Origin of the sequence: Rhodopirellula sp. P2, from assembly GCF_028768465.1 — a bacterium.
Classification (GTDB): Bacteria; Planctomycetota; Planctomycetia; order Pirellulales; family Pirellulaceae; genus Rhodopirellula.
In genome coordinates this window covers 1,457,604-1,484,458 of record NZ_CP118225.1, presented here as the reverse complement: position 1 = coordinate 1,484,458, position 26,855 = coordinate 1,457,604, and the positions used below count along the sequence as shown (strand labels likewise).

19 protein-coding genes are annotated in these 26,855 nt (G+C 58.0%); 12 read left to right on the top strand and 7 right to left on the bottom strand.

The annotated features are described in order from the left end of the window. Positions 1-28: 28 nt before the first annotated feature. Positions 29-2,356: a hypothetical protein gene (locus tag PSR62_RS05180; RefSeq protein ID WP_274406749.1), complete on the bottom strand. Its 2,328-nt coding sequence runs from the start codon at positions 2,354-2,356 to the stop codon at positions 29-31. 58 nt (positions 2,357-2,414) lie between these two features. On the opposite strand from PSR62_RS05180, the gene mnmG reads away from it, so the two are divergent. From mnmG to fliO, 11 genes are all read left to right on the top strand, one after another. After that, complete coding sequence (gene mnmG / locus PSR62_RS05175; RefSeq protein WP_338020137.1) at positions 2,415-4,418, top strand: tRNA uridine-5-carboxymethylaminomethyl(34) synthesis enzyme MnmG; 2,004 nt, start codon at positions 2,415-2,417, stop codon at positions 4,416-4,418. A 32-nt stretch (positions 4,419-4,450) separates the two neighbouring features. Further along, on the top strand, positions 4,451-5,488 hold the full coding sequence (locus PSR62_RS05170) for an SAM-dependent methyltransferase (protein ID WP_338020171.1): 1,038 nt from the start codon (positions 4,451-4,453) through the stop codon (positions 5,486-5,488). Positions 5,489-5,982: 494 nt separating this feature from the next. Next, positions 5,983-7,212 carry a carboxypeptidase-like regulatory domain-containing protein gene (locus PSR62_RS05165; protein ID WP_274406746.1) on the top strand — a complete coding sequence of 410 codons (1,230 nt, stop codon included), beginning with the start codon at positions 5,983-5,985 and terminating at the stop codon, positions 7,210-7,212. Positions 7,213-7,374: 162 nt separating this feature from the next. Then, entirely contained in the window at positions 7,375-8,517 is a 1,143-nt protein-coding gene (locus tag PSR62_RS05160; RefSeq protein WP_274406745.1) for a hypothetical protein, read from the top strand. 64 nt (positions 8,518-8,581) lie between these two features. Next, positions 8,582-10,021 (top strand): aldehyde dehydrogenase family protein, encoded by a 1,440-nt coding sequence (locus PSR62_RS05155; RefSeq protein ID WP_274406744.1) that lies wholly within the window; start codon positions 8,582-8,584, stop codon positions 10,019-10,021. A gap of 628 nt (positions 10,022-10,649) precedes the next feature. Further along, positions 10,650-10,895, top strand: a complete 246-nt coding sequence (locus tag PSR62_RS05150; protein WP_274406743.1) for a flagellar FlbD family protein — start codon at positions 10,650-10,652, stop codon at positions 10,893-10,895. Between the two features lie 18 nt (positions 10,896-10,913). Then, positions 10,914-11,675: a motility protein A gene (locus tag PSR62_RS05145; protein WP_274406742.1), complete on the top strand. Its 762-nt coding sequence runs from the start codon at positions 10,914-10,916 to the stop codon at positions 11,673-11,675. Continuing rightward, positions 11,675-12,430 carry an OmpA/MotB family protein gene (locus PSR62_RS05140; RefSeq protein WP_274406741.1) on the top strand — a complete coding sequence of 252 codons (756 nt, stop codon included), beginning with the start codon at positions 11,675-11,677 and terminating at the stop codon, positions 12,428-12,430. The genes PSR62_RS05145 and PSR62_RS05140 overlap by 1 nt, the downstream gene beginning before the upstream one ends. 9 nt (positions 12,431-12,439) lie before the next feature. Beyond that, a complete protein-coding gene (locus PSR62_RS05135; RefSeq protein WP_274406740.1) occupies positions 12,440-12,997 on the top strand; it encodes a dihydrolipoamide acetyltransferase in 558 nt (185 codons plus the stop codon). 16 nt (positions 12,998-13,013) lie between these two features. Beyond that, positions 13,014-13,439, top strand: a complete 426-nt coding sequence (fliN, locus tag PSR62_RS05130) for a flagellar motor switch protein FliN (protein ID WP_274406739.1) — start codon at positions 13,014-13,016, stop codon at positions 13,437-13,439. Then, entirely contained in the window at positions 13,436-14,170 is a 735-nt protein-coding gene (gene fliO / locus PSR62_RS05125) for a flagellar biosynthetic protein FliO (protein ID WP_274406738.1), read from the top strand. Before fliN ends, fliO begins: the two co-directional genes overlap by 4 nt. Here fliO and PSR62_RS05120 read toward each other — a convergent pair. The 4 genes from PSR62_RS05120 to hpnC form a co-directional block, all read right to left on the bottom strand. Then, a complete protein-coding gene (locus PSR62_RS05120; RefSeq protein WP_274406737.1) occupies positions 14,139-16,652 on the bottom strand; it encodes an FAD-dependent oxidoreductase in 2,514 nt (837 codons plus the stop codon). The two genes, fliO and PSR62_RS05120, sit on opposite strands and share 32 nt — an antisense overlap. A gap of 108 nt (positions 16,653-16,760) precedes the next feature. Further along, positions 16,761-18,215 (bottom strand): hydroxysqualene dehydroxylase HpnE, encoded by a 1,455-nt coding sequence (gene hpnE / locus PSR62_RS05115; RefSeq protein WP_274406736.1) that lies wholly within the window; start codon positions 18,213-18,215, stop codon positions 16,761-16,763. Continuing rightward, entirely contained in the window at positions 18,212-19,225 is a 1,014-nt protein-coding gene (locus PSR62_RS05110; RefSeq protein WP_274406735.1) for a phytoene/squalene synthase family protein, read from the bottom strand. The genes hpnE and PSR62_RS05110 overlap by 4 nt, the downstream gene beginning before the upstream one ends. Continuing rightward, positions 19,222-20,121, bottom strand: a complete 900-nt coding sequence (gene hpnC, locus PSR62_RS05105; protein ID WP_443217399.1) for a squalene synthase HpnC — start codon at positions 20,119-20,121, stop codon at positions 19,222-19,224. Before hpnC ends, PSR62_RS05110 begins: the two co-directional genes overlap by 4 nt. Positions 20,122-20,414: 293 nt before the next feature. Here hpnC and ispH point away from each other — a divergent pair, with 293 nt between their 5' ends. Next, the gene (ispH, locus tag PSR62_RS05100) at positions 20,415-21,365 is read left to right on the top strand and encodes a 4-hydroxy-3-methylbut-2-enyl diphosphate reductase (RefSeq protein ID WP_274406733.1); all 951 of its coding nucleotides are present in this window, start codon (positions 20,415-20,417) and stop codon (positions 21,363-21,365) included. Between the two features lie 69 nt (positions 21,366-21,434). Here the strand turns inward: ispH and PSR62_RS05095 are convergent, their stop codons facing one another. Next, a complete protein-coding gene (locus PSR62_RS05095; protein ID WP_274406732.1) occupies positions 21,435-24,500 on the bottom strand; it encodes an FG-GAP-like repeat-containing protein in 3,066 nt (1,021 codons plus the stop codon). A gap of 187 nt (positions 24,501-24,687) precedes the next feature. Further along, entirely contained in the window at positions 24,688-26,778 is a 2,091-nt protein-coding gene (gene glgX, locus PSR62_RS05090; protein WP_274406731.1) for a glycogen debranching protein GlgX, read from the bottom strand. Positions 26,779-26,855: the final 77 nt, after the last annotated feature.

Below are 26,855 nucleotides of genomic sequence, written 5' to 3'. Positions count from 1 at the left end.
TGAACCACGCGACAGACGCGAGACACCACTATCGACTGGAGATGGATCGGAACGCACGAATGCGAGCTCGCGGGGCCAACCCACGAGTGTCCACCGGTTGATCGAGCACGTAACTGCCGACATTGCCAGCTTGGTCCGTGGCATCGATTCGCAAATAGATCTGACGTGGTAATTGAGGGTCCGCAGGCCACACGTAGTCACCCAGGTTTCGCAACCCAGCGGCGATGGTGGTCCATGGTCCTTCAGGTGTATCACTAAAGGAAAGTGTGATCGGACGCGACATCAAATATTGATCTTGGCATCGGTATGCGATCACCAACGATCCGGCACGATCGGCTTCCCCGTAACGAGCCCCGGTGATGCTGACCTCGGGTTCAGTCTGGTCGACCACCACCACAATGTCGGGTGCGTCACCGCTGAGCGGTCGGGGGCTGGTCAAGCCATTGGCGGCGACGACCACGATTTGGAATCCGAAGATGCCTTCGCCGTTGGTTTCGATGTCAAACGGGCTGGCTTTGTCGGGATCAGTGCCCCAGCGTTTCCAATTCAGGCCGCCATCGGTGGTCCCATACAACTCAATCGCTTCGACGCCGCGGCCGCCAATCGCTTCGATTTCAAAATCCAAGCTGAATCGATTGCTGTCGCTGTGCCGAATCACGGACCGTTCCGCCAACCGTTTCAGGTCCAATGTTTCACGGGGATCCAACGTGGTTCGCTCCATCGTCGCGGAACTGGCTCGCTGCGACTCATACCGCATTTCAGAAGGAGCCTCAGCCGAGCGTCCAGCAGATGGATTGCCGGATGCGCTGCCGGCCGACAACGGATCACGACTTTTGCGATCACCGGTGATGGGCGACCAAGGCGACGGAACCGGTTCTTTGGAACGCTGAATCCCATCCACCGGCGGATTCGGTTCCGGAGCGTTCAGCTGAGACGGTGCGTTGGTGTTGAGACCTGCCGGCGCGGCAATCGACTCCGGCAGCGCGGGTCCCGCGTGGAATGGCGTCTCGGGTTCCGAGGCGGAGGAACCACTGGGGGATCCTTGTGCCGGAACCTGAGCGGCTGGCACTTGTTGATTGGGCACTTGTTGATTGGGCACTTGCTGATTGGGCACCTGAGGGCTGGGCACCTGAGGGCTGGGCAGCAGCGGTGTTTCGGAAACAGGCGAAGGCGTCTGCCCCTGAGGAGCGGGTGCATCGAGCGGGCGCATCGCTTCAGCAGGCGTTTGAGGACGCGTTGGTGCGGGCAAGTCTTCTGCATCAGGAGTGCGAATGTCTTCCACACCTCCCATCGCCCCCATCGGAAGCAGGCCCGAAGGTTCAGAAGTCTGACTTCCGCCGCCAGGAGTCACGGGCGAAACAGGTTCTGGCATCATTCCCGAAGGCAAGGGCAGCATCTCGGGCCCATCCAGCGCGGCAGGACCGCTGGTGGAATTGGACGCCCCGCCCGGCAAATCTCCAAACCCTTGGAAAATCCCCTGCCCAAACGAGGGACCATAGCCGTTGGGGCCGGATGCAAATCGTGTGGTGGCTTTCGATGCGACCCGTGGTTTCTGGACCAGTTCGCTGACGATGGTTTCGTTGCCCGCTTGGTCAAGCGCCCGGAGCCGCAGGGACAATTGCTTCCAATCATCCTCGGGATGCAGCTGCAACCGGCCGGTGTTTCCCTCTCGCTCCAACGTCGCCAGCTGCCAGCGGCGAGTCGTGTCGGTCACGTAGTGAACCGTCAGTTGGCGGACTTCGGTGGCATCTTGGATCGAAAACTTGGCGACAACTCGTCCATCCGCATCCGCATCGGCCTGCAGATCAACCTGGGGGCCTTGGGTGTCCACCACCACCTTCAATTCGGGAACGATCGGCCCCGGTGGGTACGGGCGTCCGTTGACATCCAGCGTTCGAGTGGCAAACCAGAACGTCCCTTCGCCGGATTTGCGAATATCAAACTGGCGAGCGTCCGGTGGCTGGCGATCGAGCAGCTTCCACTGGCCGGGCGCTCCACCGGGAAGGCTCCGCGAGCCCACTTCGGCGTACGGATTGGCTTGCGGGGACGGCACCGAACGAAATTCGGACGAGTTCCCCGGAGATGTTTCTGACAGATCCGCCGGATTGGGTTGGTTTGCGGGAACCGCCACGTACAATTGCACTTCGGCGGGTGCCGTCCCTGCGGTCGCAATGTTGAATGGAATTTGGAACGAATCCGAATTCATGATCACATCGACCACTTCCTGAGCCGACGTGGCCCGCGAATCCGTCACCGCGCCACCGGCCAATCCTGCCACGGCGGCTGCCGCTAGCAAAGCACGCCGAAACGCGGCTGAGCGACGGATCAAACGACTTTGGTGCTGGTCAAATCGCATGGTTTGGTCAAAATCTGGTTGGGCGTGAATTTCGAGCGCCACCGCGCATAGACAATCCGTGTTTCGAACATCGGCGTTTCCCGACTGTGGACTTCAACCATTGACCACGAACAATCCTCAAAATCGCTATGACTACGATGTCGTCGTCATCGGAGCCGGTCACGCGGGAACCGAAGCCGCTGCTGCTGCAGCTCGCCTGGGCGCTAAAACCGCACTCCTGACGACGAACCTGGACACGGTCGGGCAAATGTCCTGCAACCCAGCCATCGGCGGCGTCGCAAAGGGACAAATCGTTCGCGAAGTCGACGCTCTGGGTGGCTTGATGGGCGAAGCGATCGACGCCACGGGGATCCAATTCCGGATGCTCAATCGCCGCAAAGGCCCGGCGATGCACAGCCCCCGCGCTCAAGCGGACAAAAAGGCCTACCAGAATTTCATCAAGTATCGGATCGAGACCCAACCCAATCTCGACCTGCGGCAAGAGACCGTCGAGGACTTGATCACCGAACCGATCCCCGCGGGGCAAGACCGCTTGGCAACCCAGCGGGTCATCGGCGTGCGAGTCCGGGGGGACGCGGTTTATCACGCCCCCACGGTGATTCTGACGACCGGGACGTTCTTGCAAGCGATCATGCACACCGGGAAATCGCAATCCGCCGGAGGTCGCGCGGGCGAAGGAACCACCGCCGGACTCAGCGGCGCGCTGCATCGAATGGGGTTCACGCTGGATCGGTTCAAAACCGGCACGCCGCCGCGACTCAACGCTCGCACGATTGACTACTCGGGATTGGAAGAGCAACCCGGTGACGATGACCCGCAGCCATTCAGCTATCTCAACGATGCGATCCGCTCACCTCAGATGGCGTGCCACATCGCGCACACCAACGAACGGGTGCATGATCTGATCCGAGCGAACTTGGATCGAGCCCCGATGTACAGCGGCCAAATCGACTCACGCGGCCCTCGCTATTGCCCGTCGATCGAAGACAAAGTCGTCCGCTTTGCTGACAAATCCAGCCACCAGCTGTTCCTCGAACCCGAAGGCCGGCAAACGTGCGAGGTGTACGTCAACGGCATCTCGACCAGCCTGCCGCGTGACGTTCAAGACGCGATGTTCCGCTGCATCCCGGGCTTGGAAAACGCCGCGATCATGCGTTACGGGTACGCCGTCGAATACGACTACTGCCCGCCCACTCAGCTGTGGCCGCACCTGGAATCCAAAGCGGTCGCGGGGCTGTTCTTTGCCGGGCAAATCAACGGCACAACAGGATATGAAGAAGCCGCCGGACAAGGCCTGATCGCGGGCTTGAACGCCGCCCGGACCGCCGCTTCCCAAACGCCTTGGGTGCCCTCCCGACAAGACGCTTACATCGGCGTGCTGGTCGATGACTTGGTGACCAGCGGCACCGATGAGCCCTACCGAATGTTCACCAGCCGCGCTGAATATCGGTTGCTGCTGCGACAGGACAACGCCGACCGCCGGCTGACGCCTCAAGCCGATGAACTGGGGCTGATCGACGCCGCTCGGCGCGAACGATTCCATCAAAAACTGGCCGAAATCGAACGCGGGACCAAGCTGCTGCAACAATCCAAGATCCAACCTGAAACCGGCCCAACCGTTCGCGGCGACGTCTACCTGCGTCGCCCCGAGGTGACCTGGGACGTGATCGCGGAACAAGTCCCTGAACTGGCGAGCATTGGAAAAGGAGCCGCTGAACAGTGCGCCATCGATATCAAGTACGCCGGCTACATCGATCGCCAACAAGCGGAAGTTCACAAGCAATCGCGGCACGCTGAAAAAGCGATCCCCGTTTCGTTTGACTACGATCGAATTGGACCGCTTCGCAACGAAGCGAAGGAAAAGCTCACGAAAATTCGCCCGTTGAACTTGGGACAAGCCAAACGGATCAGCGGGATCACGCCGGCGGACTTGGCACTCGTGCTCGCTCACCTTGAAAACCATTCGCTCTCACAAGCGACGCCCCCCGCGTCTGTTGACAACCACGTCTCCTCCGACACCGACACCACTCAACCCACCTCCTCAGTTCCGGATTCCCCTTGACCATCGATTCCAACACACAAAGCTCGTTTGCAATGATGTGCTGCGCCCACGGCGCCGAGACTTTGGTCAAAGAACAGATTGCCAGCGAAGGATGGCGTCTGGCGTTTTCGCGTCCGGGCTTTGTCACCGCCAAACACGATCAAAAACGGCAACCACCCACCGGCGTCTTCATTCGGACCGCGTCTCGATCACTGGGGTCGGCCAAGAGCGATCATTCATCCGTGATGATCGAGAAACTGCAACAAGCCATCGCCTCCGAAAAGGTGCCGTTTGACCAATTGCATGTTTGGCCGCGAGACCGCACCGCGATTGGCCGGTTCGATTTTGAACCCGGCATCGATGAAGTTTCGGCGGCGGTTGCCGACGAGATCTGGTCGGCTCTGCACGACGCGTCGGCCTCGGAAGGGCCTGGATTGTTGTGCGCTCGCCCAAACCAAATCGCCGAGAACGGCCAACGCATCCTGGATGTGGTGCTGGTCGATCCCTCTCAGTGGTTCTTTGGAACTCACGAATCCACCACGCTGCCAACACGTTGGCCGGGCGGTGTCCAACCCATTGAACCGGCCTACGAACCGATTTCCCGAGCCTATTTCAAAGCGGCGGAATCAATCGCTTGGAGTGGCTTCGACATGCGTCCCGGTGACTTGGCCGTGGAAGTTGGAAGTGCTCCCGGCGGAGCCTGCGGCCGATTGCTGGAACTGGGAATGCAGGTCATCGGCGTCGACCCAGCGGAAATGGACCCGCGGATCGCCGACCATCCCCGCTTCATCCACTACCCCGCTCGGGCGGGTGACCTGCCACGACGAGTTTTTCGCGGCGCCAAGTGGTTGCTGGTCGACTCGACGGTCAAACCGGATGCCACACTCAGCACCGTCCGCAACATGGTGGACAGTCGGGAAACGAGTTTCCGAGGTTTGCTGATCACCATGAAGCTCGGCGAATACGAAAACGCGGCCCACGTGGAACGCTGGTGCAATTTCATTCGCACCTGGGGAGTCGAGCGATTGGAAGTCCGCCAATTGGCTCGCAACCGCTGCGAAGTCTGCGTCGCCGTGACGATGCCCGCCTGAGCCGTGAGGCGTCTTTTTCTCGTTCCCAGGCTCTGCCTGGGAACGCCATGCACGGCAGGCTCCGCCTGCTGAAACAGAATCGGGAGGCGGAGCCTCCAAGACAGTGTGTTCCCAGGCGGAGCCTGGGAACAAGGAATCCTGGGAACCAGGAATCTTGAACCCCAAAAACCCGTCCGTCATTCAACACCAGTCCCGCAGCAGAAAACTTTCTCCTGAACGCGATGTGTCCGATCTGCCACAAAATCGCTGCAAGGGCTGATCTGAGGGCAATTCACCCATCATTCACACAACGAATCTTGTCCCAGCCCCTCATCCTGCCTACACTTCGCTCGCACAACTTACCCAATCTCCCACTATTTCATTTTTCTCGGTGATTTTGCCGTGACTTTCGGTGCGATTCGGACAAAACTGTTGGGCATCTGAGCAGAGAATCCATCTCGACTTGGATTTTGAATGTATTTAGGCAATTGAGACACCCTAACCAGAGACACACCATGAAACGCTTTGCTGCCCTTGCTGGCATGCTTGCGATGACGATGACCATCGCTGTCGCCCAAGATTCGAACATCAAATTGAATGACCACCTGACGGTTCCCCAATGGGTGAATCCCGAAGTTGCGGGTGAACTTTCGGGTCGTTTGATTCTGCCTTCAGCAGACGGATCGTCCGAAACGATTGCCGACGCGACCATCGTCATGACCGACGCATCGGGCAAGACCTTGCGTTCGCAGAGCAACGCCGAAGGCGACTTCACCTTCAGTGGTGTGAACCCTGGCGTTTACGCTCTTTCGGCTCGTGCGGATGGCATCTTCGCATGCTGTGCCATGCACGTTGTCAGCGACGACATGGCTTCTTCGGACATGTATCCCAAGACCGCCGAAATCGCAGCGGCTGGCATCGACTACTCGATCATCAAATCGTCGATCATCCGCTACTTGCCACCTGCTGGCAAAGACAGCCTGACTTCGATTGCCAACGCGGACCTGAAGGGGATCTCGAGCCAAGTGGTTGGCGAGAACCTGTTCCGTGTCGCTCAATCCAACGGTGGCATGAAAGGCCGCATCCACATGGCTGGTGCCGAAGGCCGCACCCTGAGCGATGCTGGACTCTTGAACATTTTCTTGATCCACGATGGCGAAACGGTTGACCGTGTTGTCAGCAATCGCGATGGATCGTTCGAATTCGCAGGCGTCGAACCTGGTGAATACTCGATCTTGGCAATTGGATTGTCCGGATTGGGAATGGCTGGTTTTGAACTGGTCGACGAAGCGACTGCCAACACCGAAACCGCTTTGGTCAACGCCAACAACGAAACCTTTGTTGGATTTGGACATCGCAAGCACAACAACTGCTGCTGCCCACAATTCGCGATGCAAGTCGCTCCCTTGCCAATGGCCATTCAAGCTTGCAATGAAGTTGTGATCACAGAATCGATCGTCGTCGAAGAAACCATCATCGACGATGGCATGATTGTGGAAGACGGTTTCGGAACCGCTGTGGATGCCTTCGGCAATCCAGTGGACTCTTTCGGTAACCCTGTCGGCGGTGGCGGATTCTCCGGCGGTGGCGGCGGCGGATTTTCAGGTGGCGGCGGAGGCGGTGGCTTCGGCGGCGGACTGGGCGGAATCGCCTCGTTGGCTGGCTTGGGCATCATCGCAGCTTCGCTGGATGACGACGACGACAGCGTCTTCCCACCACAACCAGCTAGCCCAGTTGCTCCCTGATCAAATTCTTTGATTCAGACAGACACAAAAGGTCGCGGGACCGTCTCAACCCGCGGCCTTTTTTCATGCGCCAATCGTCGGCGGCTTCCCTTTCTGGCATAATGCCAGACATCCAGACCTTCCCTTCCCCCTCCTCTCGCCCCATTCCCACCAGAGGACCCCATGAGTCTTGTTGAAGGTGCTCCCGCTCCAATCAATCCCGAAGTCCAAGCCGCTGCGGCAAAGGCACTCGATCAGCTCAATGAACACACGCTGAAAACCGTTCATTGGCACTTCAGCGATGAAACGGGATCCCCGTTCTGGTTGGAGAAAAAGGCGGAGCTCAACTTCGACCCGCTCACCGATGTGAAGTCCTTTGATGACCTCAAGAAGTTCCCTCACTTCGAAGATGAATGGTTGCGTGGCGGCCCAATCAATCGCTGGGTCCCCCAAGGTCACGCTGGCAAACCTGTGTATGTCTTTGAAACCGGCGGAACAACGGGGATCCCCAAGAGCCGAATGGTGATCGAAGATCACTGGAAAGATTACGAACTGTTCAGCGACACGCTGCCCGACGAGTACTTCCCCCAGGGATCCAACTGGTTGATGCTCGGCCCGAGCGGCCCTCGACGTTTGCGTTTGGCGGTCGAGCACCTCGCTCAGCACCGCGGTGGCATCTGCTTCTGCATCGACTTGGATCCTCGCTGGGTCGTCAAGTTGATCAAGAAAGGCTGGATGGAGCATCTCGAAGAGTACAAGAAGCACTGCATCGATCAAGCCATCACCATTTTGACCGCGGGTCACGATGTGAAGTGCATGTTTGCCACCCCCAAGCTGCTCGAATCTCTGAGCGAGGGCTTGGAAGAAAAGGGCACGTCCCTGGCAGAGGTTGGCATCAAAGGAATCTTCTCAGGTGGCACTGAGTTCACACCTCAGTGGACCCGCTTTGCCGTCGAGGAAATGCTGGGTGGACCGCCGGAGGAAGGCGGTGTCTTCATGACTCCCACTTACGGGAACACGTTGATGGGACTCGCCTGCAGCAAACCCGTCAGCGCCGCTGACGGGTACAAGATCAGCTACTACGCCCCCCAGCCACGAGCGGTCACGGAAGTGGTGCAGTTCGACGACTACAACGCCAAAGTGGGCTACGGTGAAACCGGTCGCGTGAAGCTGTACACGCTGACGGATGAATTCTTTGTGCCTGGATTCATGGAACGCGACGAAGGCGAACGTGAGCAGCCCTTTGAAACCTATCCCTGGGATGGGGTCAGTGGCGTGCGTCCCTTCCACGAATTGGCGGGCGCCACCACGGTCGGCGTCTATTGATGGACGCTGTTGACCGGCTCATCCACCCTCCCCTCGCTCAACCTCCGCTTTCATTTCGACTCTCATGATCACACTGAATCCTCTTCGTTGGGGCAAACAATACGAGTCCATCGATTTCAATGACGTTGTTCATTTCGACACCGGCGAACCCATCGCACGCATCGGAACGGTCGGCGGAGGCATTGTCGGTCGCGACTTGCGCGTGGCCCACAAAGCGCGGGAAGCCTTGTTGGAGGTTCCCACCAGCGAACTGTTGAAGATGTGTTGCAAGGCAGCCGAATTGTTCGGGAACGAGACGTTGCCGGTGGGTGACTCGCAGCAAACGGTGGATGACTTCATCCATCAACAATCGGCCAGCACGGGTTTGCCCGAACACATGTGCCGGTCGAACATGACCAAGAACAGTTTCGTGCTCAGCAACATGGAACAGATCCTGGATTGCCTGACTCGCGGTTTGGATCTCTCGATCCTGTCCAAGGGCTACGGCGAAGAAGGTCGCGGCGTGACGGTCAGCTACCAAGCTCAAACACCGATCCTCGGAGCCATCCTTCCGAACAATTCTCCTGGTGTTCACACACTGTGGCTGCCCGCGATTCCATTGCAAATCGGATTGGCGCTCAAACCGGGCTCGCAAGAACCTTGGACTCCCTACCGGATGGTCTCGGCCTTCATCGAAGCCGGCGTCCCTGCCGCGGCCTTTGGTTTGTACCCCGGTGGGCATGACGCGGGCGGAGCCATCATGGCCAAGACCTCCCGGAGCATGATCTTCGGCAGCGCTCAAACGATCGCTCAGCATGCGGGCAACCCAAAGGTGCAGCCGCACGGACCTGGCTTCTCCAAGATTTTGCTTGGCGATGACATCGTGGACGACTGGGAAATGTTCCTGGACGTGATGGTGGAAAGCGTGCTGAGCAATTCCGGCCGGAGCTGCATCAACTGTTCTGGGATTTGGGCCAGCCGACACACCCGCGAAATCGCAGCGGCGATCGCCAAACGCATCGGTCCTGTCGACGTCCGTCCGCCAAGCGATCCCGAGGCCCAACTGGCAGCCTTCACCGTGCCTGCCATGGCCACGGGAACCTACGCGATGGTTCAGCAGGACTTGGCGGAAAGCGGCGTGACAGACATGACCGCTGAATACGGTGAGAAGCTGATCGAACGCGACCACTGCGCTTACCTGCGTCCGATGGTGCTGCACGCCGATTCACCTGACCGCGGCGTCGCGTCGAAGGAATACATGTTCCCGTTCGTCAGCGTCGTGGAATGCCCTCAAGACCAAATGCTGTCTCGCATTGGCACCTCGTTGATCGGAACTGTGATCACGTCCGATCAAAAGTTCATCCAGGACGCTTCGCGTTGCGTGGACATCGACCGATTGAACATCGGTCCGCTACCAACCAATCGCTTGAATTGGTTGCAGCCGCACGAAGGCAACATCATTGAGTTTCTCTTCACCAACCGCGCCTATCAAATCGAACCCATGCCAGCCACCACCAGTGCCTGACAGGAGGGACCGAGGGACTCGCTGAGTTGCCGGCCACTGCCAACCATCATCAACGCCGCGAAAGCTTGCTTTCGCGGCGTTTTCTTTTGCCTCCCTCGAGACGAGGTCGAGCATCCGAGTAGAACAGTTGTCCTCAACGGTTCCGTCGGGCAGCCTTCCACTGCCAAGCCTCATCGCACCCAAGTCCACTTTCAAACGTTCGCGTCACACTGCTCGACGAAACCAAACCATCTCGCAAACATTTGGGGACAAATGTTCTACTCTGAAAGGACATTCAGCCCCCACCCCCTCGCGGACGCCTGAACGGCGTCGCTCGATCTCTCCCGAACTTCGTTTCGAGGGAGGTGCACCGCTCGAAAACCCGCAAAAAAGCCGCACAGCTTCCGATTCCAAGGGGCTGCGGAAGCTGATCCGCTCGCCCCGCCGGCTCTGGCGGTTGCGATGGCAGAGGTTGTTCCGGTTGCGCCGTTGTGTTGCGAAAACACCCCAGGAAACACTGGCCTGTTGTCGCTTGTCCACAAACATGACCTACCTTTCAGCAGACCAGTCTCGATCGTCAGCATCGCCTTCGATCGTCAGAGTGGTCACGGAAGCGAATGATCCACAGAAACCGCGGGGTACGCCGAACATGATCAAGCTCACTCGACTCGATGGCGAAGCCTTCATCCTCAACGCTGAGTTGATTCGATACGTCGAACGACGTGGCGACACCTTTGTAACGCTGACCAATGGCGAACGCTTGCCGGTCAAGGAAACGATGGACGAGGTCGTTGATCGATCCATCGAATACCAACAACGCAAGCACTTCTTGCCGCCGATGCCATCCACGCTTGGTCCAGCACCAACGGATTCCAACCTCCACACGACATCCTAGTTCGAAGAAACCAATCCAATGGACATCGCCAGTCTGCTCGGTCTGATCTTCGCGATCGGCTTGATCCTCGTTTCGATCCTGCTTGGTAACGCCCCCTTCTCTGCCTTCATCGACATCCCGTCGGGCTTGGTGGTGATCGGAGGTGCCTTCGCAGCCGCATTGATCTGCTTCCCGATGGGCTCGATGCTGAAGAGCCCGGTCATCGCCTTGAAAGTGATTTTGAACAAAGGGGAAGACCGGTTGGTCTTGATCAAATCGATCGTCGAACTGGCAGAAGTCGCTCGCCGTGATGGCTTGCTGGCACTGGAATCCAAGATCGCTGAAATCGACAACGCACTGGTGAAGACCGGCCTCCAAATGGCTGTCGACGGAACGGCACCAGAAATCGTCGAAGAGGTCCTTCGCACCGAAGTCGCGGGAATGGCGATGCGTCACCGCGAAGGTAAATCGATCATGGATCAACTCGGCCGATTCGCTCCCGCCTACGGGATGATCGGAACCTTGATGGGTCTGATCATGATGCTGCAGGACATGTCCGATCCATCCGGGATTGGAGCCGGGATGGCAGTGGCACTGATCACAACACTGTACGGGGCCATCGTCGCCAACGTGTTCTTCAGTCCCTTTGCTGAAAAGCTGGGCCTGATGAGCCGCAACGAACAACTCAGCATGGAAATCGCCATTCGCGGTGTCATGGCCATTCAGTCGGGTGAAAGCCCACGAGCGATCGATCAGAAGCTGCAAACCTACCTGCCAACCAAACAACGGGACCTGCAGTAATGGATGATGAACCAGATGAAATCGCCATCCCCGAATGGGTTGTCACGTTCGGCGACATGATGAGTTTGTTGCTGACGTTCTTCATCATGTTGGTCTCACTCAGTGAGATCAAAGAAGAAGACACGTACCAGGCACTCGTCGATTCGATGCAGCAGCAGTTCGGCTACAAACGCACGCTCGATGCCTTGGCTCCGGGCGACACCAAGCCGCGGTCATCGGAATTCTCCGTTCTCTCCACAACGGGACGAGCGAAGAAAAAGGACACCGCCAAAGGGGGCGTTCCAGAGAAAGCCCCGGTTGGGGAAGAACAACACGTTCGCATCATTCGCCCCGGCAACATGACCGCGGTGGGCAGTGTCGTGTTCTTTGAAGTGGGCAGCGATCGCCTGACTCCCGCCAGCCAACGCATTTTGGAACAGACTGCCAAACAACTTCGTGGGAAGCCACAACGCATCGAAGTCCGTGGACACGTGTCGGCTGAGTTTGCCGCTCGTACCATTGGCACCGATGAAGGCATGATGCTGGCCATCCGGCGTGCTGCCACCGTCAAACGCTACTTGGTGTCGAAACAAGGCATTGCCTCGGATCGATTCCGAGTCTCCTCCGCCGAAGCAACCGAACCAATCACCCGGAACGCAACGATCACTAAATTCGGCAACGACTCGCGTGTCGAAGTGTTCCTGCTCGATGAAACAGTGGAGGACCCCAAAGGGACCTCCGATTCCGACTCCAAAGTCCAAGGTCCGCAGGCTTAAGATAATCCGATGGCCGAAGAAAACAAAAACGAAGACAAACCGGAACTCGAAGACGCTCCCGCCAAACCGCGCAGCAACACCAGTCTGATTGTGTTGTTCGTGGGAATGGTGGTCGTCCTGGAAACCGGAATGTTCTTCTTCCTGGTCCCCAGTGCGGAACAGGTCAGCGCCTTGGCGGAAGCCGAACTGATCCAGTCTGTCCAAGAAGGCGCCGAGAAGGCTGAAGAAGAGCAATCCGACGAAAATCGAGAGATCGAATTCGATCTGGGAACGTTCGGCGAAACCTTCAGCCCGATCGAAACGGAACGTTCTTTTCGAGTGGAACTGAGGCTCTACGGGCTGATTCGAAAGAAAAACCGCGAAAAGATGACGAAGGAGTTCACCGCGAAAAACGGGCGTCTCCGGCACGCGATTCGAATGAAAATCCGAAATAGCGAACTTCCTGAACTGCAAGACAACCAATTGGGCTTGTTGCAGCGTCGGATTTTGACGACATGTAATCATCTTCTGGACGAAGATTTACTGCTGGGAGTCGGGTTTCACGAATACCAGCTCATCGAGGAGTGACACGGAGTGGACGATCGTGAGCGAGACGGAGAATCAAACGGAATCCAGCGAACAACTCAATACAGATGATATTGAGGCGTTGCTCAATGAAGCGTCCCAGTCTCTCGCAGCCGCCACAGGCGACAAAGAGAGCGATCAACGGGATGTCCCTCGACCGTTCGCTTTAGGCGATCTCTCGCCCAACTCTCTCGGGGAAGCCGCCCACGATGTCGACTTGCTCGGCGAAGTGGAAATGGACCTCCGAATCGAACTGGGACGCACCCAAATGCGTCTCGAAGAAGTCCTCCGCCTGCGTGCAGGCAGTGTTGTCGCGCTCGACAAACTGGCGGGTGACCCCGTCGACATCTACGTCAACGGCCGCATGATTGCACGCGGCGAAGTATTGGTCATGAATGACAACTTCTGCGTTCGTGTGACCGAATTGATCGGAGCAGGATCATGATGAATCGCATCATTTCCCCTGCCAACGTCATCCCATTGGCCCTCATCACCTGCCTAGGTGCGGGTGAAATCGCAGCCGCGGATCAAAGCTACGGCTCAGACACCGCCTACGGCGCAGAAGCCACCTACAGTGCGGCCCCCCTGCCCGCTCACAGCGATTCTCCGGAACCGCCCAAAGTCATCGGACGCGGTTTCCCTGCCCTCGCGATGCAGACGGACAACCAAGACGCATCCGCCTACCAACTGCCGTCAGAAAGCAAAACCTCGGGCCTGGAACTCTCGCCCGATGGCGAATCCTCTCGGTCGAAGAACATCGCTCCACTGGTCACGGTGGGATCGAGCCTCGCCATTGTGTTGGCTTTGTTTTGTGGACTTGTTTGGGTCAGTCGTCGATTCGGAGGCGGCTCTGCCGTTTCCAAACCACTCTCTGCATCCACTCTCAGCCCACTCGGGCATGTGATGCTCGACCCTCGCACCAAACTCTTGCTGGTCAAATGCGGTCGCCGGGTGTTGGTGCTCAGCCAAACATCGTCCGGCGTCACACCGATTTCGGAAGTCACCGATCCGGACGAAGTCCGTGAGTTGATCGCCAGCTGCTCAGCCGAAGCCCGAGCCGTCTTCGAACAAACCATGCGTCAAATCGAGAGCGAGCCAGTGGCCTCTGGGTTTGTCGAACGCCCCGCGGCTTCCACCCCGCCGTCTAGACCGCGTCGGCTGTTCGCTTCCGCGTAGCCGCACCCTCCAACTGGCCTGGAGAAGGAGCCGCCCGGTCGATTGTTGCCTGACGCAACACCGCCCCCGCCATCGCCATCCCACTGAGGAAGGCGCCTTCGATTCGCGGGCCACCACACCAATCACCGCATGCTCCCAGCCCTGTGGTCGCGTCCCAGAGGCAATCCGTCTCCAGGGGCGACACGGGATTGGCATAACGCCATCGGTGAGCTTGGCACTCCACCACCCGTGTGAATTGTTGCCCCGTCGCTTCCGCCATGGCGGTGAGCAACTGCGCGCCCACCCACTCGGGCGACTGCTCCAGGTGCTGTTGCGACCAATCCGCCGATGCGTGCAAGACCCACGAACTGGCAGATCCGTCCCCGGCATCCCGCCCCGGCTTTTCATCGTTCCGAGCGATCCAGGACAGCGGCCCCTCGTTGATGAAGGCACCTGAAAAACCAAGCTCCGGCAAGCCTTCCCCGCGGACCATCACGGACCAACAAGGCAGCATCTCAACCTGCTGAGCAATGTCTGCCATGTCGGAGTGCCCCGCCAACAACCTGGCCGCTTGTTGCGGCGGGCAATTCACGATCACGCAATCAAATTCGCTGTTCCCCTCGTCATTCACCGAGCCCGTTGATGACAAACCACTTGGGTCTGCAAACTTCAACTGCCACCGATCTCCCACCCGCTGGAGTGAATCCACCGTGGTTTGCAAATGCACGTTGACGTCCGCTGCCAAATGCTTGGCAATTGCGTTCATGCCAGGAACACCGACATAGCGAGGCGTCCCGCACTTTTCCTTCCCCACCTGACCTCCGGGCTGCAATTCCACAATCGGCTGCATCCAGGGAGCGACCAGACCTTGGCTGATCCAGCTTCGCACGTACCTCGCGAATCGATCGTCGCGAACGGTGAAGTACTGAGCACCGTGATCGAAGCCCCCTCCTGATTCGCTGCGCCGCGTCGCCATCCGCCCGCCAACTCCCCGTGATTTCTCAAACACGTGGACTTCCAAACCGTGGTCCGTCAGAGTGCGTGCTGCGGACAAGCCTCCCAGTCCCGCTCCCACAATCGCAACGCGAGGCAGCGTCGCAGCGAGGGGGCGATTGACCCACTGAGCGACCTGCGGCACGTCGAGGCGAGACTCGTGCTGATCGACGGACCGCGAACGCACCGTCCCGTAAATCGGCTGCTCCGGTTCAAACGGACGATCAAACTGGCCAAAGCACCACAGGATGCCGCTGTAGCTGATCGGGCTTCTGCCATCGATGGCATACCGATGGTTCAGGTCAATGCACTGCGCCAGTGCCTGACAGGGTTGCGATGTCATCGCCAAGAAAGCTTTGCCCCATGTCATCCGCAAATTATTGTGCAGTTCACCGTGCTGCAACAAACTCTGCTGAGCCAAATTCCAAAGCGTCTGAGACGATTTCCCACGTGCGAGTGATTCCCAATCCAGGACTTCTTCCCGTGGATCGTCGGCGTGCTCGAGCAGCGATTCACGAGCCCACTCAGGAATCGCCGCCATGGTGTCGAGGTCCTCCACGTGCTCCAGGCAAAATCGAAACACCATCTCCCGCCAGACCACCAACTCATCGACGTATTTCTCCGCTCCCAACGCAGCGGCTTCGCGAGCGATTCGGAATGGGCTGACCATCCCATAATGCAGGTGACCGCTCAGGCGACTGACGCCCAGCGGCTCGTCGGCACAATTCCGTCGTTCCGCATACTTGCTCAACGATGTTTCCCGGAATCGTTCCCAACGGGCATAACCGGCACGCGTTCCACCGGGAGTGTCTGCGACAGGGCCGACCGAATGATCAATCTTGCACTGGCTGATCAGATCCGCCAATTGCACATCCTGCAGATCGATCGGTTCAAACCCAAGCGGCCCGGTGAACTCGGCTGGTTGAACATCGGCGGGCAACTCTTGATAGGGACGCTCCAATCGATCGGCCAATGCATCCTGAATGACACGGCGAAACTCAAAGGCGCGCGTTGGAACGGTCGCAATCGACTGGGAAGGCACGACACAGCTCGTGTCCACCAACATGATCGGCGTGGTCACCAAACTGCGCAGTCGATCCACCCAACATGCAATTGGTGCAACGGGCATTTCCTCACTGACCAACACGGCCGCCCGGCGGCACAAATCCCTCAGGTGCGGACCACGGTGACCTTGCCGTTCCAGATGAAACGCGTAGCTGATTCCTTTGGCTTCCAGTTCGCGCTGAACATCGCGTGCCCCCTGCATGATGAACGCATGATGCCGATCCGACGCGTAGGGATACTTTTCAGAGAGCCCGTGATAGACCAGCAGCGGCAAACCATTTTCATGCGCCAGCCACATCGCCGCGTCCAAGGCAGGATTCTCATGCCCCCGCACCGCGTTGTGCATCCAGTACAGCACCATCTCACCCGGCGGGTGATCCGTCTGTTCAGGTGCGACCACCCAGCGTCGACGCTCGGCCAATGATGCGGGGATCCGTTGATCCAAAATGGTTCACTCCCATGAAATAAGTTCTTCTGATCCAATACCGTAGGTGCCCGGCAAACGCTGGCAAGTGTCCTCTGACCGGTGACACCTCGCAGCTGACACCACGCGTTACCGAATCAATCGGCGAGCCAGCCAGCCTCGCTTCAGTCCAACGAAGGCTTCGACGGGCTGATTTCCCCCTGCTTCCCCCAGTGACTCAATCACGGAGTTCGCCGCCATCTGACCACTGATGGCGGCCCCCTCCATCGTCGCTGGCCATCCAGTGGCGACCGCGTCCCCGGCAAAATGCAGCCCAGGAAGCGACGTTTTTGATTCCGGACGGCATGCCTGAGTCAACGGGCTGACACAAAACACGGCGTGCGGATCCGTCACAACGCGGCTCTTCCGAATCTCAGGTGTCCCTGATTCGGGGAACGCCTGCGACAACTCACGCACCACTTCGGTGACCAATTTTTCTTTGGGCCAATCGCTGCCCGCGTGTCGCCCGCTGATGACCACTTGATGATAAACACCTTCGGCACGTGAGGATTGCTCGGCCTGCTCGATCGGCTCCTGAAAGAACCACTGAGCCAACGTTCCCACCATCACCACATGCGGCAGAGAAGTCAGCGAACGATCCAGCCAGAGATGAATCCCCGTGATCGGTGACGATGCAAACGGCGTTTCCAGATCATCTCTTTCCGAAGCAGCCCTCGCAGCTTGCTTCTCCCACAAGTCAGGAAACCAGCGGCGACTGACATGCCAGGGTGTCGCCAAGACAACATGATCCGCGGTCCGAGATTCGCCACTCGAACGCGCGATGATCCAACGCGCACTCGCATCGTCCCAGCGCAACCCACGGACGGCGTTCCCAAGTTCAAATCGAACTCCGCGTCGCGACAAAGGCTCTCGAAAGGATTCACCAAAGATTTCAGACAGCGGACGCCTGGGCACCCAAACGTCACTAGCATGCCTCGCACCAGCGAATCCGTCGATCATCACCTTCCGGGCAGCAGCCATCGACACTCGCTGCGGAACATCCCCCAGCGCGCTCACCAAGATCACATCCCAGAACTTCTGTTGTGTGTCCTCGCTTTGGCCGTTGGCTTGCAACCATTCCAGTGCCGTGACGTCGCTCAAATCGGTCGCCTGGGTCCGCATCAGACGCCACAAAGCCGACTGAATCTGCCGTCGGTTGCTACCCGTCAAATGCTGGAGCGCTGACAACGCGGACGCCAGGTGCAACGGCGGTGGCAACCAAGGACTCGGACGAAAACGACTGAACCCGTGTTGAGGATGATAAAACGTCAGTTCCTGGTACCGTTGAAAGTGCGACAACAGCTCCATGCGTTGAAGCAGGTCCAACAAAGTCGTGCAGCACCCCATCGCAACGTGCTGGCAATAGTCCACCGTCTGTCCCGTGGTGGGTTCCACGAACGAGCCCGCACGGCCACCGGTTTGGTGGCGAGAATCGAACAACTCGACCTGCATCTCGCCACGCACAAACGCCTGCGTGCGAGAAAACGCCTCGACGGCTGACAACCCAGCGATTCCGCCTCCAATGACAACAACACGTTTTGTCATGCCGGGTCATTGCCGTGCGTCGACACTCGGCGGCCTTCCACTGTCGTCAACTCCAACGGCGGAACAGGAAGTCGTCGATACAGAGGGCCAACAAAATGGTTGGACACGATCCCGATCCTATCTCGCATCCCCAACGAAACCCTTCGCGAAACAACCGCATCGGGATCATCCATGATTCGCTGCAATAGCTTTCGATAGGTTCGCCACATCATGCTGAACATAGGACGGCCATCGTCGTGCAAGGAATCCCACACACGCCATCCCGATTCAAACAACTCTGCCGCGCGACGTGTTTCATCCAGCAACAAACAACGCAACCGCGCATCCCGGCGTGGATTCAACAGGTCGTCTTCTTCCAAACCATGCTGCTCGTAGTGCTGGCGAGGCAGATAGATCCTCCCCCGAGCGGCATCTTCACTGACGTCTCGCAGAATGTTGGTCAATTGAAACGCCAACCCGCAGTCGACCGCAGCTTGCATCGGCAAAGGCGATCGAAATCCCCAAATGTGCAGACAGGCGATCCCCACCGCAGAGGCCACCAAGTAACAGTAGTGTTCCAACTGTTCAAACGTGTCGAACCGGTTCTTTTGTTGGTCCGCCATCACTCCATCCACGATTTCCAGGAGATAGCGAGACGGAATCTCATATCGATTCGCAGCGTGACGAAGCGCTGGCATGATGTCGGTCGCATGCCGAACCAAATCCACCGATGCATTCGGAGAAAGGTTCTCCATCCCATCCGCCAATCGAACCGGTTGGTTCCCCTGACCGATCAAATTCATCGCGGTGGTTTGCCGCCACCATTGCAGCCAACTCCGCCGCAAAGCCATCGGCTCGTCGCAATCGCCCAAATCATCCGTCACTCGCGCGAAAGCATACAAAGCCGACATGGCGTCGCGTTTCTGCCGCGGCAACAACCAAAATGAACGATAGAAGCTGCTCCCCGATCGACGTGAAATCCGTCGCACGGCAGCGTAGCTGGACACCAACTGTTTGAATTCGGTTGTCATCGTGATGCTCCCGTGCGGGCACGTCCGGACCAACACCGCAGCCACACCGCACGTCCGAGCAACCGCATCTGGGTCGAGCGGCGGACGACAGGCCGGATCCGCAAAACGTCGAACTCAATGGATTCAATGGCAGCGATGGTTGCCAAGCCTCCTTCGGCGAACAATCGCAGATCAGCACTCAGCCAAGTTGGCACGCGGTCAACAAGCGGCAAACCTCGATGGAATCGTGCGCGTGTTTGCTGGCAGAGAAACTGGATCGCTTCGCGAATCGCCACCGGTGTGGTTTGGCCTGGTTCCAGACCGCGACGAATCTCACTTCCGTCAAACCCATGCTGCTGCATGATCGTTTCGGGAATGTAAACCCGCCCCAGCAACCGATCTCGCGAAACGTCTTGCCAGAAATTCACCAACTGCAAAGCGGTGCAGATCTCATCGGATGCCAAAACGTTTTCATCGGAGTCCGCGTCCGCCAACCGCAGGATCATCCGCCCGACCGGATTGGCCGATCGCCGACAATAGTCGAGCAACTGCTCCTCGTCTTCGTAGCGGTTCGTGGTTTGATCCTGGGTGAACGCATCCAGCAAATCGTCCAGCAATTGTCGCGGGATGGAATACCGATGCACCGTGTCGGCGAGCGCCACGAAGATGCCTTCATTCTGCCCCGCCTCTCCCTCGCCCAAGTACATCTGAGCGACGGCTTGGCGGTACTCCCTCAGGGCCGCCAACGCTTTTTCGGGGGTCCCGGATTCATCGGCTCGATCGTCGGCGGTGCGACAAAAGGCGTACAAATCGTAGAACGGCTGACGAAAGGCTCGCGGCAACAAACACGTCGCCACCAGAAAATTTTCGCGGCTGGCCCGGGCGATCGCTCGACACGCGGCACGTGATTCCGCCAATCCATCGCGAAAACAGTCGTGCCCGTCGTCTCCGAGAATGATTTTGCTGGAAGATGCCCCAGCGCAGCCTTCTCCCGAAGGTGATTCCTGCTTGCGGCCGATGGTGCTGACAGAGGGCAATGACTTACCTGGAGGGGGCAGACCGCGAAGGTCGGTGGACAAAACTCTGAGATCGAGCCGTTGGACGTTTTGGGGCTTCTGCGGTTATTCTAGCCGATGACCAACTCCCCAGAACAAACACGGCCGGCGTCCAATGGCTGACGCCCCCCAGCAAACTCAGAAATCCAACTCCCATGAAAATCATTTTGGCGGCTCCCCGAGGCTTCTGCGCTGGAGTCAACATGGCAATTGATTCACTGGATCTGACGCTGCAGAAATTCGGCCCACCGGTCTATGTCTACCACGAGATCGTCCACAACCAGTTCGTGGTCAAGACTTTCCTTGAAAAAGGAGCCGTCTTCGTCGATACCATCGAAGAAGTCCCGGAAGGTGGCGTGCTGCTGTTCTCCGCTCACGGTGTTTCGCCCGAAATTCGCAAGGCCGCTCAAGCTCGCAAGCTGCACGCACTCGATGCGACCTGCCCCTTGGTCACCAAGGTTCACCTGGAAGCGATCAAGTATGCCAAGGCGGGTTACACCATCATCTTGATCGGGCACGAAGGCCACGATGAAGTGCTCGGCACCATGGGCGAAGCTCCCGAAGCGATCGTGTTGGTCGAGGACGAAGCCGATGTCGATCGCTTGGAATTCGAACCGGGCACCCAACTGGCCTACCTCACCCAAACCACTCTGTCAGTCGATGATGCCGGCCGAGTCATCCGCCGTCTTCGCGAACGTTTCCCAGAGATTCACTCGCCCCCCAAAGACGACATCTGCTACGCGACCCAGAACCGACAGGAAGCCGTCAAGCTGCTGCGGGAAGATGCCAACGTGGTCGTCGTCCTCGGCAGCCAAAACAGCAGCAACAGCCAACGACTGCGTGAACTGGCGGCGGAACAAGGCAAACGTGCGATGCTGGTCGACGGCCCACAAGATCTCGCCGTGGATCAGTTTTCCGAGGAAGACAATGTGCTGATCACTGCCGGCGCAAGCGCCCCCGAATCGGTGGTTCAATCCACGATCCAATGGTTGCAAAAACACTTCGACGCCATCGTGGACACGCAAGTCGTTCGAGAAGAAGACGTTCAATTCCCGCTGCCCAAACCCCTGCGGGCTTTTGCGGCCGAACAAGCCGCAGCAAAATGAGTGCCTGACCCCGTGGCCTTGGCTTCCAGCTCAGCTCAACGAGCGAAATCGAAGCCAGTGAGTTCTCTCTCACCGATCTTCGAACGGCCCCGCAAATCCCTCAACGATGCCGATACGTTGATTGACATCGATGGGCTTGCTCTCGTTCGCCTCCCAACGCTGGACCTCCCCGGTTGGCCATCGCACGGTGATCGAATCCAGCGTGGCAACGTCGCCTAACCCAAAATGCAGGATCGCTTCATTGCGACAGGCGTAGCCGTCACCCGCAGCGACCATCCCAACCCAAACTTCCTCCCCCGTTTTCACTTCGACGCGAGCCCCGATGGCATCACGTTCGGATTGGGTGCCGATCAGCCGTAGTTGCAGGAAGTTGCCAACCGACTCGGTTTCGTTTCGAAGCAGTTCCGCGGCGGCGTCCACATAAGTGACCACGGCATCCAACCGGCCGTCACGATTGAAGTCGCACGTTGCCACGCCGCGGCCCAGGCGTGCTCGTTCCCAGTCGCCTTTCGGATCGTCCATTTCAGCGGCCTCCAATCGCTGGCCGCGGTTGACCAACAACTGCGTCTTCATCTGAAACGGTGTTCCGCGGTCCTTCAGGTCTTCCACGTGCCCGTTGGCGACCAACAAATCATCCCAGCCATTGTTGTCGTAATCCAACGCCTGCACTCCAAACCCCGTCATGCGAGACGTCAACCGATCCACACCAAACACGACCGCGCGATCGACAAACATCCCAGCGTTCGTTTGGCAAAAGTGGTTGGCCCATTCGTCGTAGAAATTGCTGACGTGCAAATCCAATTTCTGATCGCGGTTGAAGTCCGCCATCGCGATTCCCATGCAGGCGTTCAGATCGCCTCCCGGACCCACCGCGACACCCCGAATGGCTGCTTGGTTTGACCATGCCGTCATTCCTTCTTCGCCATGAGTGCGGAACCAAAAGTGATTGGCCCGCTGATCGTTGGAAACAAAGATCTCATTCCCCGGCTGGGCATCCAAGTCCGCGACCATCAATCCCATCCCCGTGCTGGGACCATGGTCTTGGTCGCTCAGCGGCAAAGACTCCCCCGCCCCTTTCCCATCGGAAACCAACACCTCACTGAAAGCGGGCTGAAAGTGCAGAGGCCCTGGCAGCTTCACCGGCGAACCATCAGGTTTCCTCTCAATCGGCTTCAACACCTCGGGATCATCGATGTATTGAATTGAGATCAGGTCCGGCAAATGATCGCCTGTCACATCTGCGATGGCGGCCGACAGAGTGAACGCATTGGGTGCCGCCGAAGCGGTTCCATCCAAGTCGGAGACAAGCCGTTTTTGAAACGTCCCATCGGCTTGGTTGATCAACAAAACGTTTTCGCCAAAGTTCGCCAACAACAGATCCGGCCATCCATCCTGGTTCCAATCGCCGGCGGTCACCCCATGCCCGTACCCGCGATCATCGCTCATCGACGCCATCACGACGTCGGTAAACTTTCCATCCAATTGACGATACAGGGCATTGGGCTTCACACCCGAATGCGTGGTTGCCTCCCCGGCGGCTTGGTTGAAGTAAAAGTCAATTCGTCCATCCGCATCGAAATCCAAACAAGCCACCCCGCCACCCAGTGGCTCATGCAGTCGAAATTCCGACTCGACTGGAGCGATCGCATTGAACCATTGAAAATGGATGCCTACCTCCGACGCCACGTTCACTAAACGAGCCTGGGTCGATTCGATGCTGGTTGGCGGTGCTTTGTCGGCCGGAGTTTCGCCGCGTGATCGCCTGGCGAGTGCTTCCATCCACACGGAACTTTGATCCGCAAACTGCTTGGGCTCCAATCCCACCAGCAAAACTCGCTCGTCGATCCCTTGGGGATGTTTCGTGAACGTTTCCTGCGTTGTTCGCCTGAGCGTGCTCCAATCCTTGATCGGATGCATGGACGCCAAAAGCGTTTTCCACCCCAGCGATTCCCCGAGACAACCTTGCTTCCAAAGCATGTCCGCCAAACGGTCGAACATCTCCGCTTGCTCCTCTGCAGACAGCGGATTGGATTGTGCATTCCAAAGTTGATTGGCGAGCCACTGAGTCTCGTCCAATTGCAGCAGTCGCTCGCTGAGACGTTCGCGAGAATCCTCGAGCGAACCTTCACTCGCGGATCCTGCCTTCGACTCAGCGTCCAAAACTTCCAATGTGGCAGACAGGCTGTCCCATGCGACTTGGCTGTGCGGTTCGCGACGAATCGCTTCTAAGAAACAACGAGCGGCAAAGTCGTTTCGGCGGCGGAGATCTGCTTGCTTCAGGTCCGTTTGCGATGAGAGCACTCGATCGCGCATGGCGGTGCCCCATGACAACCAAAAGGCCGGATAACGACGAAGCCGTTTGGCGTCCGTCACAATCGCCCAATCAATCCAACGGGATTCTTGCTGAGCCGAGGCATACAACCAACCGAGCATCGCGACGGCGGCGGGATCATTGCGTTTGACTTCGTCACTGGTCGTCAACACATCGATGGCTTCCTGCAAATCGCCACGACTGCGAAGCGCGGCGACAACGCTCAACACTCCTTTGCGAGCCACCGCGTCTCGGTCAGCAATGTCCGGCTTGGATTCAAAATTGACCTGAGGCCGATGCGGGTAGATCAACCCAATCAATTCAGGAGGACTCAAAACAACACGTCCCGCTAGCAATCGATATTGCTCGTTGGCATCAAAGCGGTATCCGCGCTGAGCCAGCAAACCGGCGTAGTCTCGTCGCAACTCGACGTTCTGAGGATGAGCCTGGATCCACTCCCGTAGCCGCCTCATCGCTTCGCTCGCATCGCCAGCTTCAAAAGCCAGGCTGGCAGCCTGCGATGCGAGTGCGATTTCGTCGGCTGGTTTGGTTGCAATCAACTCATCCAACAACTTGATCGCTTCCGCTGGTCGACCATCTCGAACCTGCTGAGCAATCTGTTCTCGTAGGCTCAACGGTTCGTTGACGACGGACCTGGGTTCCCCCTTCGGAACGACCGGATTGGCCGGTGTGGATGGTTTGCAGCCGATCCAGCAACAAAGACACAACAGCGCCAAGCACCAAACACCCCAGCGACGGTTGAACGCCGTCTGCCGCGTGAAAGTCGCCTTGGCAAAGTTCGTCAAAAGTATCAATGGCTGCATGCCTCGATCATAGCCGAAAGGCCACAAACGAAGCGATCCGCGACGGGTTTTCTCCCGCCGCGGATCGTTGAGAAGCTGTTGAATAGATTGCCAGAGAAGAGCGGCCGACTGGCGACCGTGCGATCCACCTTCCTGACGAAGCAACGAGGAAGGCGGATTCAAATTTCAATTCACGTCTGTGACCAGACTACTTCGGTTCCGCGTTGCAAACGTAGATCCGCATCGAGTGGCGTCCGACTTCCACAATCCGGTTGTTCGGAGGCATCGGCCCATCGACATTTGGATAGACATCGTCCGGCGATGGTGCCGCCGTGTCGACAAACAAATTCCACTGCGTCCCGCGAGCAATCGCTGGGAAGTGGAAATCAAGGTGATCTCCCGTGCTGTTGAACATCAAGATCACATCGCGTCCCAAACCTTCTGGGTCATCGATTCGGCTCGGAGCAGCGATGTACGCCGCCATCGCCAACTCGCCCTGATCCCAATTCAGTGGATCCCCCGATGGCCCGTACCACGACACGTCCGGCACCTTCCGACCATCCACCGGTTGCCCGGTCAGGTATTCCCGGCGACGAATGGTGGGTTGGTTCTTACGGAACTCAATCAAGGCACTGACGAACCGAACCAGGTCGGCGTTCTTTTCAACCAATCGCCAATCGAACCATGAAATGTCCGTGTCTTGGCAATAGGCGTTGTTGTTGCCCTTCTGCGTTCGACGAGCTTCATCGCCGCTGACGATCATCGGCACGCCTTGGCTGGTCAACAAAGTCGCCAACATGTTGCGAACTTGCTGACTGCGAATCGTGGCGATCGCCTTTTTGCGTGTTGGACCTTCCACCCCATAGTTGTCACTGATGTTGTGGTTGTCGCCGTCGTTGTTGTCTTCGCCGTTGGCTTCGTTGTGCTTGTCTTTGTACGAAACCAAATCGTTCATGGTGAAACCATCGTGCGTGGTCACCAAGTTCACACTGCAAGACGGCGGACGCCCCGCGTGCTGGTACAGATCGCTGCTACCGGCCAAACGAGTTGCCATTGGACCGAGCGTTCCCGCATCGCCACGCCAGAAACCTCGCACGTCGTCGCGATATCGACCGTTCCATTCAGCCCAGCGGTGATTGCCAAAGCTACCGACCTGATAGGCACCGGCTGCATCCCAGGCTTCTGCGATGATCTTCGTGTCCGCCAACATGGGATCTTCCGCAATCAGTTCCACCATCGGTGGGTTGGGAATCAAGTTCCCGCTCCGGTCGCGACTCAAGATGCTGGCCAGGTCAAATCGGAAACCATCGATGTGATAGTTGTGCACCCAGTGTCGCAAGCAATGAAAAATCATCTCGCGAACAACAGGGTGGTTGCCGTTGATCGTGTTGCCACAACCGCTGTAGTTGCAGTAGTGCTGGCCTTCCGAAAGGATGTAATAGACTTGGTTCTCAAGTCCCTTGAACGACAGCGTGGGTCCTTGCTCGTTGCCTTCACAGGTGTGGTTGAAGACCACGTCCAGAATGACTTCGATCCCCGCGGAGTGCAGGGCTTTGACCATTTGCTTGAACTCGTTGACCTGAGCACCGGGCGCTGAGTCATGCGCGTATCCACGGTGTGGCGCGAAGAACGCCATGGGGTCATAGCCCCAATAGTTCGGCCGCGAAATTTTCTTGCCCTGTGGGTCCCGGATGGGGAATTCATGCACAGGCATCAACTCCACCGAGGTGACACCCAACGATTTCAGATACGGGATCTTCTCGATCACACCCAGGTAGCTCCCAGGAGCCTTGACCTTGGCAGTCTTGCTCTTGGTGAATCCACGAACGTGCATTTCGTAAATGATGGATTCGCTGACGTCACGCCGAACGTGACGATCGCCTTCCCAGTCAAACGTGCCATCGACGACCACGCATTTCGGTGGACGCACAACGCCATCGGTTTGCTTTTGGTAGGTTCCCGCCAAGGCTTGAGCGTAGGGGTCGATCAACCGAGCCGTGGAATCGAACCGGTGACCGTTTTCAGGTTCCCAGGGTCCGCTGGCTTGGAAGTGATAAAGTTGGCCGGCTTCGAGGCCCGGCACGTGCAAGCTCCAGACATCCCCCCAACGATCGGTTTCCCGATCGAAGTCGATGACTTGAGCCGGTTCGCGATCGGTCACCTTGTTGTACAGCAACAACCGCATTTCGGTTGCGGAACGGCTGAAGACCGAAAACTGCACTCCCTTCTCCGTGAGCGTCGCTCCGAAAGGAGGGGAGTAGGCGAACTGAAGATCGGGGCACGGTTGTCGCATCAGCATGTAGAGATCGCTCCTTGAGTCGCTGGCCTGATTTGGTTGCCGTGGTCCTTCGAGACCATCGTGTGCTCGGCGAAAAG

Coding starts and splice junctions, on each gene's coding strand:
- fliO (WP_274406738.1), top strand. CDS start 13,436: ATGATGAATCGCATCATTTCCCCTGCCAACGTCATCCCATTGGCCCTC.
- PSR62_RS05110 (WP_274406735.1), bottom strand. CDS start 19,225: ATGACAACCGAATTCAAACAGTTGGTGTCCAGCTACGCTGCCGTGCGA.
- PSR62_RS05180 (WP_274406749.1), bottom strand. CDS start 2,356: ATGCGATTTGACCAGCACCAAAGTCGTTTGATCCGTCGCTCAGCCGCG.
- hpnE (WP_274406736.1), bottom strand. CDS start 18,215: ATGACAAAACGTGTTGTTGTCATTGGAGGCGGAATCGCTGGGTTGTCA.
- PSR62_RS05135 (WP_274406740.1), top strand. CDS start 12,440: ATGGCCGAAGAAAACAAAAACGAAGACAAACCGGAACTCGAAGACGCT.
- PSR62_RS05140 (WP_274406741.1), top strand. CDS start 11,675: ATGGATGATGAACCAGATGAAATCGCCATCCCCGAATGGGTTGTCACG.
- PSR62_RS05165 (WP_274406746.1), top strand. CDS start 5,983: ATGAAACGCTTTGCTGCCCTTGCTGGCATGCTTGCGATGACGATGACC.
- glgX (WP_274406731.1), bottom strand. CDS start 26,778: ATGCTGATGCGACAACCGTGCCCCGATCTTCAGTTCGCCTACTCCCCT.
- PSR62_RS05150 (WP_274406743.1), top strand. CDS start 10,650: ATGATCAAGCTCACTCGACTCGATGGCGAAGCCTTCATCCTCAACGCT.
- PSR62_RS05160 (WP_274406745.1), top strand. CDS start 7,375: ATGAGTCTTGTTGAAGGTGCTCCCGCTCCAATCAATCCCGAAGTCCAA.
- PSR62_RS05155 (WP_274406744.1), top strand. CDS start 8,582: ATGATCACACTGAATCCTCTTCGTTGGGGCAAACAATACGAGTCCATC.
- PSR62_RS05170 (WP_338020171.1), top strand. CDS start 4,451: ATGATGTGCTGCGCCCACGGCGCCGAGACTTTGGTCAAAGAACAGATT.
- ispH (WP_274406733.1), top strand. CDS start 20,415: ATGAAAATCATTTTGGCGGCTCCCCGAGGCTTCTGCGCTGGAGTCAAC.
- PSR62_RS05145 (WP_274406742.1), top strand. CDS start 10,914: ATGGACATCGCCAGTCTGCTCGGTCTGATCTTCGCGATCGGCTTGATC.
- PSR62_RS05095 (WP_274406732.1), bottom strand. CDS start 24,500: ATGCAGCCATTGATACTTTTGACGAACTTTGCCAAGGCGACTTTCACG.